The sequence below is a fragment of the Candidatus Planktophila sp. genome, assembly GCA_030681675.1.
GTDB lineage: Bacteria > Actinomycetota > Actinomycetes > Nanopelagicales > Nanopelagicaceae > Planktophila.
The window spans coordinates 149,803-162,890 of the sequence record JAUXRP010000017.1; the positions used below are offsets into that span (position 1 = coordinate 149,803).

Genomic DNA, 13,088 nt, shown 5'->3' on the forward strand with positions numbered 1-13,088 from the left:
CAATGATTGCAACATATGGCCACGGCACTGAAAATGATTTTCTTTTGGTATTCGATCCTGAGGATGAACACTCCATCACTACTGCCCAAACGGCAGCGATTTGCAATCGTGAGTCCGGAGTCGGCGCCGACGGTCTTATTCGCATAGTTAAGCGCGATGAGAAATGGTTTATGGATTATCGCAACGCTGATGGCTCGGTGGCAGAGATGTGCGGTAATGGAATTCGCGTGATGGCCCGATACTTAGTTGAACGTGGACATATGCCTGAAGGTATTTTTCCAATTAATACTCGCGACGGAGTTAAACATTTACGCGTACCAATGGTGGGGGATATTTCAGTCAATATGGGTCAAGTTACTGACAAGGCTGAAACAATCACCGCGGCCGCGAACTCTCATGTATGGAACGGTTACAACATTAGTATCGGAAATCCACATGCCGTTGTCTTTGTAGATGAACTAAGTGAGGTTGGTCCACTTCTTGAACCACCTGTCGTACGCCCACGGGATTCATATCCAGAAGGCGTAAATGTCGAGTTTGTTCAGATTACTGGGGAGCGACAGCTCTCCATGCGTGTATATGAGCGTGGCAGTGGTGAAACTCGCTCCTGCGGAACTGGGACATGTGCCGTTGCATTGGCAGCTAGCATTCACACAAAATCGCGCCTTCCATCCACGTGGATTATTAATCCACCAGGTGGTCGACTAGAAGTCACCATTGATGGACATTCAAATGCCACTCTGATTGGTCCAGCAGTGTTGGTCAAAGATGTGGATATTTCGGAGTATTTAAGTGCCTAACAATCAAGCAGGTGATGAGTTTGATGCGTTAATGCGTGAAAGCGCACGCATCGCCGCCGAATATGATGCAAGTGAAAGCGATGAATTAATAGATCCGACACTTGAATTATCCGAGCGCCATGCATTGCGACGGGTTAAAGGATTTTCAACGCAGCTTCAAGATATCTCTGAGGCCGAATACCGCGAGCTTCAACTCGAGCGCGTAGTGCTAGTAGGAGTATGGACCGAAGGTAACTCTGCAATGGCCGAGAACTCTTTAGCAGAACTTAAAGCTTTAGCCGAAACTGCGGGCTCGGAAGTTCTTGATGGTTTAATTCAGCGCCGCGATAAGCCCGATCCTGCGACTTACATTGGGTCGGGAAAAGTAGAAGAGCTTCGGCAAGTTGTTATAGCAACAGGTGCCGATACGGTTATTTGTGATGGCGAACTTTCGCCTTCGCAACTTCGACAACTAGAAGAAAAGGTTAAAATAAAAGTTGTCGATCGCACCGCATTGATCTTGGATATTTTTGCGCAACATGCGAAAAGTAAAGAGGGTAAGGCGCAAGTAGAGTTAGCACAAATTGCATATTTGCTTCCACGACTTCGCGGTTGGGGAGATTCGCTCTCACGCCAAGTTGGTGGTCGTGCCGCAGGTGGCGCTGGAATTGGTGGTCGCGGACCAGGTGAGACAAAGATTGAAACAGATCGTCGTCGAATCCGCGACAAGATGGCGAAACTGCGTGGTGAGATTGCGCAGATGAAAACTTCGCGAGATACAAAGCGTCAAGAGCGTAAGCGATTTAATATTCCATCGGTTGCAATTGCTGGGTATACAAATGCTGGTAAATCTTCTCTACTGAATCGATTGACAGATGCTGGTGTGCTAGTTGAAAATGCGTTATTTGCTACTTTGGATCCGACTGTACGAAAATCACAAACTAGTGAAGGGCGCGTTTACACATTGACTGACACTGTTGGTTTCGTACGTCACTTGCCTCATCAACTCATTGATGCTTTCAAATCAACTTTAGAAGAAGTTGCAGATGCCGATGTAATTGTGCATGTTGTCGATGGTTCTCACTCAGATCCTTTTGAACAAATTCGTGCAGTACGTCAAGTCATTCAAGAAGTTGGTGGCGAGCAAATACCAGAGATAATTGCAATCAATAAAGTAGATATCGCAGATCCTCATGTAGTGATGGAGATATTGCGCAAAGAGCCAAATAGTTTTGCCTTCTCAGTACGCACGGGTTTTGGAGTAGCGGCATTAGTGCAAGCGATTGAGAGCTCGCTGCCTCGCCCTACAATTGAGATTAAAGCGGTAATTCCATACAGCCGTGGTGATTTAGTTCACGCTATCCATGAACAAGGTGAGATTTTTTCAGAGGAGTACGGTGAGGCTGGAACGGCCATTCACGCTCGAGTTGACGCGGGGCTAGCTCAGGCGATAGACATCGCCCTGGTGAGTGGGGAATAACTCCGACACGCCGAAGGTTATATCAACCAACGCCGACGTAATAAGCCATGATGCGCCCGAAGGCAGTTATTGAGAACAAGGAATCGAGGTGAGAGCAGTGGCAACAGATTACGACACACCCAGAAAAACTGATGAAGAACTCCACGAAGAGTCGTTAGAAGAGTTAAAAGCAAAACGTGTCGATGCTCAATCCGGCCAAATTGATGTTGATGAAGCAGAAGCCGCTGAAAATCTAGAGCTTCCAGGTGCCGATCTCTCAGGTGAACAACTTGCCGTCCGCGTGGTTCCAAAACAGGAGGATGAATTTACTTGCTCACGTTGCTTCTTAGTTCACCATATAACCCAGCTTGCAAAGGGTGAAGGTGCAAAGGCAGTATGTAAAGAGTGTTTCTAATTAGTAAAAGAGTTTAAAACCTTTGCTAATTCATCACCTTTTTTACTACTGACAACCCAATATGGTGTTGAATCTCGTACATCATTAACCAAAACTTTTACACCAGTTGGCGTCCAAAATCGGATACCAAGATAAGCAGCCGGGTCAGCATCTCTCGTACGAAGTTTTCGCATATCTGCAATCGATAAGTCGACTGCGCTTCCTAAAAATTCAAAAGGTATGTGGGCATTACCGACTCGAAGTTCTTCTGAATCAATCTCTATCACCATTGCACTTTTTAATGCGATAAGAAGTAAAAGCGCGCTTGTAAAGATGAGTGAGATGAGCCCAGCTCTATCACCGAGCGCTGCCCAAATCGAGAGAACAAGTGAGAGCAGAAAAAAGTAAATTAACGCCAGTAACCACACTGGCATACGAACAACTTCTCTATAGTGCATAGGAGTTACGGTATCGGATACTCTAGGCACATGAGTCGGATTGCAAGTACAGGGGCCCCAGAGGGTGCCCAGATTCCAGAGCGCCACCCCAAAGCCCCGCCTATTGGCTCAAAAATTCCCTCGCACTTCGGTCACTGTTTTGGTTGTGGAGAACTACACCCAACAGGTCTTCACTTAGTTGCCTATGCAGGCGATGGTTTAGATATAACGGCGAAGTTTACAATTACAGAAAATCATCAAGGCGCACCGGGCTTAGCACATGGTGGCATGTTGTCGCTGGCACTTGATGAAGCACTTGGAAAACTCATGTGGCTACTGCGCGCCCCAGCAGTTACTGCACGTCTTGAGACTGACTTCTTAAAACCGGTACCGATGGGATCTACGCTGCACATCAGCGCCCAGATAACGGGTCAAGTAAATAGAAAGGTATACACAAAGGCTGAAGGCCGACTTAATTCGCCAGATGGTCCTTTGGTAGTTCGCGCCGCTGCACTCTATGTAATTGTTCCGATGGATCACTTTCTCAATAACGCTCCAAAAGAGTATTTAGAACATATCTCCAAGAGGCCAGAGTTATTGGCATTTGTTGACCCTGATTTCGAGATAAATCCTTAAGAAATGAGTGAGGTCAAAGTTCTCATCTCTCGACTTGATCCGACGCTTCCTTTCCCACGCTATGCCAAATCGGGAGATGCCGGTGCAGATTTAGTGTCGGCAATTGATTTCACTCTTGCCCCCGGCCAACGTCAACTAGTTCCGACTGGAATTGCAATCGCACTTCCACATGGATTTGTCGCTCTTGTTCACCCACGTTCAGGTTTGGCGATTAAACATGGGGTCACGTTAGTCAACGCCCCTGGCACCATCGATGCGGGTTATCGTGGAGAGATCTCATGTATTGTGATAAATCTCGATCCAAAAGTGGAGATCTCCTTTAAAAAAGGTGATCGCATCGCTCAGTTAGTTATTCAAAGAGTTGAGCGAGCTGAGTTTATAGAAGTAACCGAACTTCCGGAATCGGAGCGCGGTAGTGCTGGATTTGGATCGACGGGGAGTGTATGAGCGGACATAATCAAGATCGTGACAAGGTAATGAGCGCCCTTGGCGGCAAGAAAGGTCTTATTGATTCCGGCCTTCCCGCAATAGTTTTTCTTATAGTTTTTAATATTAACAATGAACTCAAAGTGGCGCTTACATATGCAGTCATTCTTTCAATGCTTTTAGCAATTCTGCGTTTAGCAAAGAGAGATACGGTTCAACATGCCATCTCTGGATTACTGGGCGTACTAATATGTGCTTACTTTGCTAACAAAAGCGGTGATGCATCAGATTTCTATATTCCAAAACTTCTGACTAATTTGGCTTATGGCAGCGCATATTTATTAGGTAATCTTGCTGGTTGGCCGATTCTTGGCGTTGTATTAGGTCCATTGCTCGGAGAGAATTTTCTTTGGAGAAACGACTCGGCGCGAAAAAAAGCATACATACGTGCGAGTTGGATTTGGGTTGCGATGTTCTTCCTGCGCGTTGCTATTCAGTATCCGATTTATCGCAGTGGAAACGTTAATTTATTAGGAACTGTTAATCTAGCAATGGGCTATCCGCTCTTTTTTGCAGCAGCCTATTTATCCTGGCTCGTAATCAAAACCGCCCCACCGGTTCACACTGATGGGGCGGCTAAGAGTTAAGGTTTTATTGAAGTCGCATTACGCGGCGAAGTCTTACAATCTGCGCGATAACAGTCACGAAAACTATGAAGACAAGTGTGAATAAAACCTTGACTAGCACTTGACCAGCTCCAGCAAGAACTTTAGGCGCTCTTTCTTCGTAGGGGGAAATTGCCCCGTTTATATCAATATCAGTGGAAGCGATGGCCGGCTCACCTTCTACATCTGCATAGTAGGTAACCGATACATTCTTTGGACCGTTAACAACAGAAGTGTAAGTCAGACTGGCGATGCCATTTATATCAGTTAGCTCACGCCCAAGTGGAATCGGATTTGTTCCTGGCTTAAACATTTTAGTACTCTCGTAAAAATCAACCGGTGCGTCATACACAGGAACCATTCCATTGAGAACGGTGGCGGTGAGAGTGACTTTAGCCCCACTTGTTACGGCAGTGAGAGATAGGTTGTCTTGTGCTGCAACAGAGGGGGTTGCGCCAACGATGCTAATTGCGCTAACAGCGGCAACAAGAATGAAAGCGCCAACTGAGGCTTTCATTGCCATGGATGTGGATTTTGAAGCGTGAAGAGCTTCCTCTTCGCTCTCGGCTTCTTGGATCTCATTGATTGCAAGAATGGGAAAAACTCGGAAGAGGAGCATAAGCAACAGCGGGATTGCTGCAGTTGCCGCGAGCGTGATTGCTATAGGAATCCATGTGAAATGGTAGTAATCACCGAAAGACTGGGTTAAACGATCGTAATGCGCGGTTTCAATTACCATAACTAGTCGCTTAAGCCACAACGCAATTACGACTAGGACCGAGGCAATGACTATGCCCCAGATATTTCGAGTCTGTGGGAGCGCTACAAGGATAATTGGAGCTACACCTCCAGCGATTATAAAGAGCCAAAAGGAAATGGCAAATTTACCGGCAATTGTGTCGAAGACCACCTGACTTACGCCCCTCTCACCAAGATAAGCACCTGGCAAAATGTCGGCAAAAGTTAAATATAGATATGTTGCTCCGAGTGCGGCCATTAGGAATCCGAGACGAATGAAATGGCGTTCATGAATAAATTCTTCCAAATGATATCCACGTCGGAAAGCCGCAGTGACAATGATGACTAAAGCCACTCCCGAATATAGTGCGGCGATAACAAAATAGGGGGCCCAGATACTCTCATGCCAACCTGGACGACTTACTAAGGAAAATGCCCAGGAGAGGACGGAGTGCACAGAAACGGCTAAAGGAATGATTAAAATTGCGAGAATCGTAATTGCCCCATGTAAGGTTTTATGTTGTTTGTTTGAGCCAATCCAGCCTTTCGAAAAGAATTTATAAAGAGTTGTTCGACGCTTACCGAGCTCATTCGGATGTTCTTCAAGTAAAATTGCCATGTCTGGAATGAGTGGAACGAGGAAGAATACGAAGGATGCAAGCATGTATGTCGTAATCGCGACAAAATCCCAAAAAACTGGCGATTTAAAGTTAGGTTGCAAAAACATATTCATTAGACGATCTGGGCGGCCAAGGTGAGGAACAATCAGTGCCGCGCCAATCAAAACTGTAACCACGGCCATTCCCTCCGATAATCGAGCTAACGGGGCACGCCAGGAGACTCCAGTAATTAAGAGGATTGCCGAAACAACGGCCCCACCATAACTAACGCCGATAAAGGCGACAACATCGGCAATATAAATCGCCCAAAAAGAACGATCTGTGTAACCAGCTGCTCCCATACCTAGACGTAATTGAATTACCCAAGCGAAAATTCCAACAAGTACAATTGCACTAAGTACACCAATCGCAATCCAAAACTTAACACTTGCTTTTTTAAATGGTCGAATCGCTACTTGAATCGGGTCGGCAGTTGTAATCATTTGACGGCTCCTTCTGGACCACCAAGAGGTTGTCCGTTACCTAAGATGTAGTAGGTGCGTGGATTCGTACCAAGTTCTTCCTTAAATCGAACTGCGTTGTTCTCACTTAGGAACGTTGAAAGTTTTACAGTTTTACGGCCATTGACCGCTACATCGGTTACGAAGTCACCGATGTAATGAACTCCATTGGGGCAGGCGTCAACACAGGAAGGCAGTTCATTTGTATAGGGCATCCGATCAGCACAAAGCACACATTTACCTACAGTGCCCAATTGATTCTTTGGAAATTCGGGTGTGTTAGGTGATGGAGCGGGCATTCGATTTGTCTCAGCTGGCTTGCTCCAATTGAAATATCGAGCTTCATAAGGACATGCCGCCATGCAGGCTCGAGAGCCGATGCAGGTTTCCTGATCGACAAGGACAATGCCTTCAGGTGTGCGAAATGTAGAGCTGACAGGACATACATCCAAGCAGGGGGGATTTTCGCACATCTGACAAGGCACTGGCATGAAGAATTCTTTCCCGACCTCATCTTGCCAGGAGAGAACGCGCATCCATGTCTGCTCAGGTGGAAGTCCATGTCGCGTTTGACAGCTTGAGACACACTTCCTCTCACCCGTACAAGCCCGAAGATCGATGACTCGACACCATTGATGTTCTAGAGAATTCGAAGTCACCGCTTGCGCTTCTTCGGAATAATTTATTAAACCTAGCGCACCGCTCATAGATGCAACTCCGAGAGCGCCAAGTCCATAGAGCATATTTCGCCGTGATAGATCCGCTTCCTCCACACAGGGGTCGCCTGCGGGAGTTAGTCCTAAATCTTTTCTAATTCCACGTTTTACGCCTTTATTTAACATTGCCTGGCCTCTAATTCTCTCAGTGGTTCAATTATTAAAATAGAAACTCCCTGGGGGATCGCCCCAGGGGATTCCTAACTACTTGACTACGATTGTTGCTTTCATGTCAGTACCCTCATCGAGGAGAGTGTATGTTCCTGCTTTAGTTGGAATAATGTAGAGATTTGCAGCTCCACCAACTTCAAGGTCTGATGGACGAATGATGCCGCCTGTCACACTTCCCTCTGTGCTAGTAATCTTAAAAGCAGCGCAAGTCATCAAGAACTCCTCTGCCTCGAAGACATGGAGAGTATTTCCATTGTTTGCAAAAGTGAGGATTACTGGCTCATTTAATTTGAGATTAATAATCTTGGTCTTGTAAAAGTGAGCGTCACCGTTATCTCCCATTTCTTCTGTAATAGTTGCTGCCGAATCCCAATCAGCTGCGGCAATAAGTGCATCTGCACCTGCAATTTCACCGACAGTGCTAACGCTCTCAATAACTGGTGCTGGTGTAGTTGGAGCAGTACCTTCAACTGAAATTGTTCCGCTAGCTGTTAAAGCACCATCAATGAGGTTTTCCATCTTTAATACGCCGGGGATAACTGGCACAACGAAAAGATTCATGGTCATTCCCGCGAATATTGTTATATCTTTGAAGAGACGCATCTTTACCTCTGCTCCAGGGGATTCAACTTTGCGAACAGCTGAAGCGCGCATGAAATCTAACGCCGAGAATGTATGGTCGACAGTGTCGCTGTTCATAATTTGGATCTCATAGGGCAAACCTGCCTGGAGAACTAGATTTGAAGGCGATATTGTTCCTGCGCCTAAATCTAACGCTAGTACTTCGGCGGCATCCCAATTGACTGCCTCCTTATAGTCACTAAAGTTAGAGATCCACTGTCCCGCTGGAAGGGCCTCAACTAGGGCAATAGCTGTATCAACTGGATCTGCTGCCTCGTCGGCCTTTGAACCACCACAGGCAGTTAAAGTCAGTAACGCGGCTGCCGTTAGCGCAATTGCACTAACAACTCCACGCCTTGATTTAATCTTTGAACTAATCATTATTTCCTCCATTTAAGTGTAAAAAGACTCTATTTGTTCTTGGGTTACCATCTCAAATACTTCACTGAGTCGGGTAGGCAACACATTGATGCTTAACGCACTCTTCGTAGGTGAAAATACTTAGAGGTCGGTAGGTAACCATCTCGATGGACTTCAATGTAGGTGAGCCAATAAGACATATACTCTTCAGATTATGAATGAAATCACCTCGAGCGATAAGACAATTCGCGTTCTTGTAGTTGATGATCACTCCATATTCCGAGCTGGCATCATTGACCGCCTTTCGGCAATAGTCAGTCAAATCGAGGTAATTGGTGAGGGTTCGAATGGCATTGAGGCGTACGAATTGGCAAAAAAACACCGCCCAAACGTTATTCTCATGGATATTTCTATGCCGGGAGTGAATGGCATTGAGACGACTAAAAAAATTACATCTGAATTTCCAGAGATTGAAGTAATTATCCTCTCGGTTTACGATGATGATCAGTACATAAACGCCTCACTTGAAGCTGGAGCTAGTGGATACTTACTGAAATCAGTGGAGGCTCAAGAATTGAGTGAATCAATCATCAAAGTAGCAAGTGGTGGGTCAGCTCTCTCGTCAACTATTGCGCGAAAGGTTCTTTCAAGAATATCTCGAGGTGGTACCGAAATCCATGGTTTGAGCGAGCGCGAAATTCATGTATTGAAATTAGTAGCAAAAGGATCCTCAAATAAGTCAATTGCGCGAGAGTTATTTCTGAGTGTGAGAACAGTTGAAGCACACTTGCACAATATATTTGAAGCGCTGAATGTGTCATCGAGAACTGAGGCGGTGACCAAAGCGGTCAGAAATAAGTGGATTGAACTTGAACAATGATGCAAGTGGCTAAAACTACAAGAGAACCCTTTGGTCAGAGAGCCAACACCTGGTTGCGCAATACTGTGCCTCCATTTCGAGATCTCCGATTTTGGACAATTCAATTCATGGTACTTACGATTGAGGTTACCCATGTATATTTTGATGATAAACTACTACTCAGTGACAAGTCAGAACTCTATTTGCTGTCAATTTCGATTTTCTTGATTCCAGTTGTTTATGCTGCATTAAACTTTGGTCGAAAAGGTGCAATCCCTACTGCGCTTTGGGCCTTTGTGCTTTCAATTCCAGAGATAGTTGGTCATAGCCTCATTGCCAGAATAGGAACTATGACACAATTTGCAATCATTAGTGTTATTGCAATAATTGTTGCAAATCGTGTCGACAGTGAAAATGAGGCAGCGTTAGCGGCGAGCGAGTCCAACCTTCGTCTCTTGAAAGCTAAAGAAAATCTTGAAATCTATATCGAGCTCGCTACTGAAGCACAAGAAGAGGAACGACTGCGTCTATCGCGTGAACTTCATGATGAAACCCTTCAATCTTTACTTGACGCATTAGTTGAAATTGCTGCCGTGAGTAAGTCAGAAAATTTGGAAAGTCAAAAGCCCCGCTTGTCAAGGATTCACAAAACCCTTGAAGATATAATTGTAAATGTTCGGCGCTATTGCAAAGATTTAAGGCCATCACTTCTAGATGATCTCGGTCTAATAGATGCAATTGATTGGCTGGCCGGCGACCTTCAAGATAGATCAGAGATTCAGATAGCTATGAATATTATTGGCGGACCACATAGATTGCCACCTAGAGATGAACTGCTTATTTTTAGGATTGTTCAAGAGGCGCTGCATAATGTTGAGCGCCACTCTGGCGCAACTTACGCAGAACTCCTGTTACTTTTCAATGATAGAAGTTTCACAGTTTCAATAGGAGACAATGGTTGTGGATTATCACCAATAGGACCACCTGCCGAGACAGGGCTAGGGTTGCGCGGAATTGATGAAAGGACGAAATTGTTAAAGGGGACTGTGACGATTGAAAGCCAGCCAAATAGGGGAACTAAAATTACTCTTGAAGTTCCATATCGCTAAGCTATAAAACAGGCTTTAATTTTTATTTCAGCTTCAGCGGTGGCGAGAAAGAGAAGTTCATCTCCAGCTGCAAATACATCATGAACCTTAGGTGTGATAACGCGACCATCGCGAACAATCGCGGCAAGGACCGTATCATCTGGTAGTTGAATCTCTTCAACTGTTTTACCGATACAGGCCGAACCATCGGGCAGAGTGAGCTCTACAAGATTTGCTTGGCCGCTTTTAATCGAGAATAATCGAACAACATCACCAACGCTCACTGCCTCTTCAACCAGGGCTGCAATAATTCGCGGAGTTGATACTGCGACATCTACGCCCCATGATGCATCAAAGAGCCACTCATTTTTTGGATGATTGATCCGCGCGACTACCCGCGGAACGCCATATTCAGTCTTGCCTAACATGGAGGTAACTAGATTTGCTTTGTCATCACCAGTTGCCGCCACCAAAACATGGCAGTTATTCAAATGCGCCTTGTCGAGTGAGGTTATCTCGCATGCATCTGCCATCAACCATTCGGCATCTGGAACACTCTCGAGTTTGAGCGCTTTTGGGTCTTTGTCAATGAGAAGGACTTGATGTCCATTATCTAATAATTCACGGGCAATTGCGCGACCTACATTTCCTGCACCGGCTATAGCAATTCTCATTCGTGTTTTCTTTCTGGCGAGTTAGCGAGAATAGCTTCAACTCGAGCCGTATCCTCTTCGGCAACCATGACATGAACTAAGTCGCCTTGCTGCAAAACTGTATGTTCATCGGGGATCATTCCAACTTCTCGTGTAATAAATGCGACTCTTGCGGAGGTGAGTTTGTCAATGAGGAGAATTTGTCGTCCATACCAATCGTCGTGAAGATGCATTTCACACAGCTGAATCTTCCCACTTGCATCACGCCACTCTGAACGCGAACCATCAGGAAGCAAGCGGCGAAGAATTTGATCGGTTGCCCACAAAACAGTTGCAACGGTGGGAATACCAACGCGCTGATAAATCTCTGCACGTCCTGGGTCGTAAATTCTGGCAACTACATTTTTTACACCAAAATTTTCGCGGGCTACTCGTGCGGCCAAAATATTGGAGTTATCACCATTGCTAACGGCTGCAAATGCTTCAGCCTTTTCAATTCCCGCTTCTCGCAATACATCTCGGTCGAATCCGATTCCAGTGACAGTAGTCCCTTTAAAATCTGGACCAAGTCGTCTAAATGCCTCACGCAATTGATCGATGATGGCCACGGTATGGCCAGCTGCCTCGAGTTCAATAGCAAGAGAAGAACCGACTCGGCCGCAACCCATGATGACAACGTGCATATACATTAACTTACACCCATAGGCTTACTTCCATGTCATCAACTAATGCAACTCGCTTGGCTGCAGGAGATGTCCTTGAGGTTCTGATAGAAAAGGTGGCCCATGGTGGTCATTTCATCGCAAGGCATGGTGGGGTAGTAATTTTTGTTCGCCATGCAATTCCAGGTGAGAGAGTGCGGATAACCATAACGTCTGCAGGTACATCATTTAATCGAGGCGATGTTATAGAGGTTTTAGAGGCTTCTTCTGACCGGGTTATAGCCCCGTGCTCCTTTGCTCATCGCAATGGCTGTGGTGGTTGCGATTTTCAACACATAAGCCTGACCCGTCAACGACAACTCAAGGCCGATGTAATAACTGAACAGTTTTCACGTATCGCCTCAATGGATGTAGCTGTCAACGTTGAAGAAGTCGCAGAGCCATTGCACTGGCGCACACGTTTAATTGCGACTACGAATCAAGAGGGTAAGCTCGGATTTTTTGCCGCCAGAAGCCACACCGTTATTCCAGTAGATGACTGCCTCATTGCCGTTAAAAGTATGAATATTCATGAGCTTGCCGCGCGTAGATGGAAGCCCGACGTTCGGGTTGAGGTCAGTGCATCATCAAATCAAGAACGCACGATTGCGCTATCACTAAAAAACGGTGAAGGGAAGGCAAGATTGACTGAAGGTAGTCAGATCGTGCATGAAGAAGTCATGGGTAAAACATTAGAGGTGAGTCAGAATTCTTTTTGGCAAAGCCACATTAACGCCCCTACGCTTCTGACCGATGTAGTTCTTGAATTTGCGCAATTAGTTGAAGGCGATCATGTCCTAGACCTTTATGGTGGCGTTGGTCTCTTTACATCTTCAATTGTAGAGCGCGTTGGATCCAGCGGAAGCATCGATTTACTTGAGGGAAGTAAAAGCGCAACGGCCGATGCTATGCGAAATTTTGCAGGAAACCAGAATGTAAAAATACTCTTAGGTGATGTAGCGAAACTTTTGCCTCGTGTGTCACATGCCGATGTGATTGTCCTGGATCCACCACGTGAAGGTGCCGGTAAGATTGTGGTTGCAGAAATGTCGCGATTGCGGCCTAGAGCTATCGTTTATGTTTCGTGCGATCCAGCCTCACTTGCACGCGATTCTGCTTACTTGGAAGCACGTGGCTATTCACTAAGCACATTGAGGGCTTTTGATCTCTATCCAATGACGCATCATGTTGAGTGTGTTGCGCTGTACCGACCAGTTTGAGTATTATTGCCTTTAATTAGCTATATTTTAGCGAAAGGTGAGAAT

Annotated in this window: 15 protein-coding genes; 9 read left to right on the top strand and 6 right to left on the bottom strand. The window is 45.7% G+C overall.

The window, feature by feature from the left end; all coding sequences use genetic code 11:
- Positions 1-2 precede the first annotated feature (2 nt).
- The 3 genes from dapF to Q8K48_05745 all read left to right on the top strand — a co-directional run bounded on the left by dapF (position 3) and on the right by Q8K48_05745 (position 2,653).
- On the top strand, positions 3-800 hold the full coding sequence (gene dapF, locus Q8K48_05735) for a diaminopimelate epimerase (GenBank protein ID MDP1851901.1): 798 nt from the start codon (positions 3-5) through the stop codon (positions 798-800).
- Positions 793-2,259 carry a GTPase HflX gene (hflX, locus tag Q8K48_05740; protein ID MDP1851902.1) on the top strand — a complete coding sequence of 489 codons (1,467 nt, stop codon included), beginning with the start codon at positions 793-795 and terminating at the stop codon, positions 2,257-2,259. Before dapF ends, hflX begins: the two co-directional genes overlap by 8 nt.
- Before the next feature lie 97 nt (positions 2,260-2,356).
- Positions 2,357-2,653: a DUF4193 domain-containing protein gene (locus Q8K48_05745; GenBank protein ID MDP1851903.1), complete on the top strand. Its 297-nt coding sequence runs from the start codon at positions 2,357-2,359 to the stop codon at positions 2,651-2,653.
- Here Q8K48_05745 and Q8K48_05750 read toward each other — a convergent pair.
- Entirely contained in the window at positions 2,650-3,090 is a 441-nt protein-coding gene (locus tag Q8K48_05750; protein MDP1851904.1) for a DUF3093 domain-containing protein, read from the bottom strand. The two genes, Q8K48_05745 and Q8K48_05750, sit on opposite strands and share 4 nt — an antisense overlap.
- 30 nt (positions 3,091-3,120) lie before the next feature.
- Between Q8K48_05750 and Q8K48_05755 the strand changes: the two genes are divergently transcribed.
- Genes Q8K48_05755 through Q8K48_05765 form a run of 3 tightly spaced genes read left to right on the top strand, consistent with a single transcriptional unit; the run spans position 3,121 to position 4,778 of the window.
- Positions 3,121-3,705 (top strand): PaaI family thioesterase, encoded by a 585-nt coding sequence (locus Q8K48_05755; GenBank protein ID MDP1851905.1) that lies wholly within the window; start codon positions 3,121-3,123, stop codon positions 3,703-3,705.
- A gap of 3 nt (positions 3,706-3,708) precedes the next feature.
- Positions 3,709-4,152, top strand: a complete 444-nt coding sequence (dut, locus tag Q8K48_05760) for a dUTP diphosphatase (protein ID MDP1851906.1) — start codon at positions 3,709-3,711, stop codon at positions 4,150-4,152.
- Complete coding sequence (locus tag Q8K48_05765) at positions 4,149-4,778, top strand: DUF3159 domain-containing protein (GenBank protein ID MDP1851907.1); 630 nt, start codon at positions 4,149-4,151, stop codon at positions 4,776-4,778. Before dut ends, Q8K48_05765 begins: the two co-directional genes overlap by 4 nt.
- 4 nt (positions 4,779-4,782) lie before the next feature.
- On the opposite strand, the gene nrfD is transcribed toward Q8K48_05765, so the two are convergent.
- The 3 genes from nrfD to Q8K48_05780 form a co-directional block, all read right to left on the bottom strand.
- Positions 4,783-6,636: an NrfD/PsrC family molybdoenzyme membrane anchor subunit gene (nrfD, locus tag Q8K48_05770; protein ID MDP1851908.1), complete on the bottom strand. Its 1,854-nt coding sequence runs from the start codon at positions 6,634-6,636 to the stop codon at positions 4,783-4,785.
- Positions 6,633-7,496, bottom strand: a complete 864-nt coding sequence (locus Q8K48_05775; protein MDP1851909.1) for a 4Fe-4S dicluster domain-containing protein — start codon at positions 7,494-7,496, stop codon at positions 6,633-6,635. Before Q8K48_05775 ends, nrfD begins: the two co-directional genes overlap by 4 nt.
- A gap of 78 nt (positions 7,497-7,574) precedes the next feature.
- Positions 7,575-8,543 carry a hypothetical protein gene (locus Q8K48_05780; protein MDP1851910.1) on the bottom strand — a complete coding sequence of 323 codons (969 nt, stop codon included), beginning with the start codon at positions 8,541-8,543 and terminating at the stop codon, positions 7,575-7,577.
- Between the two features lie 193 nt (positions 8,544-8,736).
- Here Q8K48_05780 and Q8K48_05785 point away from each other — a divergent pair, with 193 nt between their 5' ends.
- Entirely contained in the window at positions 8,737-9,402 is a 666-nt protein-coding gene (locus tag Q8K48_05785; GenBank protein MDP1851911.1) for a response regulator transcription factor, read from the top strand.
- Positions 9,403-9,509: 107 nt separating this feature from the next.
- Entirely contained in the window at positions 9,510-10,490 is a 981-nt protein-coding gene (locus tag Q8K48_05790) for a sensor histidine kinase (protein MDP1851912.1), read from the top strand.
- Here Q8K48_05790 and Q8K48_05795 read toward each other — a convergent pair.
- Together Q8K48_05795 and Q8K48_05800 are read right to left on the bottom strand one after the other, a co-directional pair.
- Entirely contained in the window at positions 10,487-11,143 is a 657-nt protein-coding gene (locus Q8K48_05795) for an NAD-binding protein (GenBank protein ID MDP1851913.1), read from the bottom strand. The two genes, Q8K48_05790 and Q8K48_05795, sit on opposite strands and share 4 nt — an antisense overlap.
- Positions 11,140-11,811, bottom strand: a complete 672-nt coding sequence (locus tag Q8K48_05800; GenBank protein ID MDP1851914.1) for a TrkA family potassium uptake protein — start codon at positions 11,809-11,811, stop codon at positions 11,140-11,142. Before Q8K48_05800 ends, Q8K48_05795 begins: the two co-directional genes overlap by 4 nt.
- 26 nt (positions 11,812-11,837) lie before the next feature.
- Between Q8K48_05800 and Q8K48_05805 the strand changes: the two genes are divergently transcribed.
- Positions 11,838-13,043, top strand: a complete 1,206-nt coding sequence (locus tag Q8K48_05805) for a TRAM domain-containing protein (GenBank protein MDP1851915.1) — start codon at positions 11,838-11,840, stop codon at positions 13,041-13,043.
- Positions 13,044-13,088 lie beyond the last annotated feature (45 nt).

Coding starts and splice junctions, on each gene's coding strand:
- Q8K48_05785 (MDP1851911.1), top strand. CDS start 8,737: ATGAATGAAATCACCTCGAGCGATAAGACAATTCGCGTTCTTGTAGTT.
- Q8K48_05800 (MDP1851914.1), bottom strand. CDS start 11,811: ATGTATATGCACGTTGTCATCATGGGTTGCGGCCGAGTCGGTTCTTCT.
- nrfD (MDP1851908.1), bottom strand. CDS start 6,636: ATGATTACAACTGCCGACCCGATTCAAGTAGCGATTCGACCATTTAAA.
- Q8K48_05750 (MDP1851904.1), bottom strand. CDS start 3,090: ATGCACTATAGAGAAGTTGTTCGTATGCCAGTGTGGTTACTGGCGTTA.
- Q8K48_05775 (MDP1851909.1), bottom strand. CDS start 7,496: ATGTTAAATAAAGGCGTAAAACGTGGAATTAGAAAAGATTTAGGACTA.
- Q8K48_05795 (MDP1851913.1), bottom strand. CDS start 11,143: ATGAGAATTGCTATAGCCGGTGCAGGAAATGTAGGTCGCGCAATTGCC.
- Q8K48_05765 (MDP1851907.1), top strand. CDS start 4,149: ATGAGCGGACATAATCAAGATCGTGACAAGGTAATGAGCGCCCTTGGC.
- Q8K48_05780 (MDP1851910.1), bottom strand. CDS start 8,543: ATGATTAGTTCAAAGATTAAATCAAGGCGTGGAGTTGTTAGTGCAATT.
- Q8K48_05790 (MDP1851912.1), top strand. CDS start 9,510: ATGGTACTTACGATTGAGGTTACCCATGTATATTTTGATGATAAACTA.
- dapF (MDP1851901.1), top strand. CDS start 3: ATGATTGCAACATATGGCCACGGCACTGAAAATGATTTTCTTTTGGTA.
- dut (MDP1851906.1), top strand. CDS start 3,709: ATGAGTGAGGTCAAAGTTCTCATCTCTCGACTTGATCCGACGCTTCCT.
- Q8K48_05805 (MDP1851915.1), top strand. CDS start 11,838: ATGTCATCAACTAATGCAACTCGCTTGGCTGCAGGAGATGTCCTTGAG.
- Q8K48_05755 (MDP1851905.1), top strand. CDS start 3,121: ATGAGTCGGATTGCAAGTACAGGGGCCCCAGAGGGTGCCCAGATTCCA.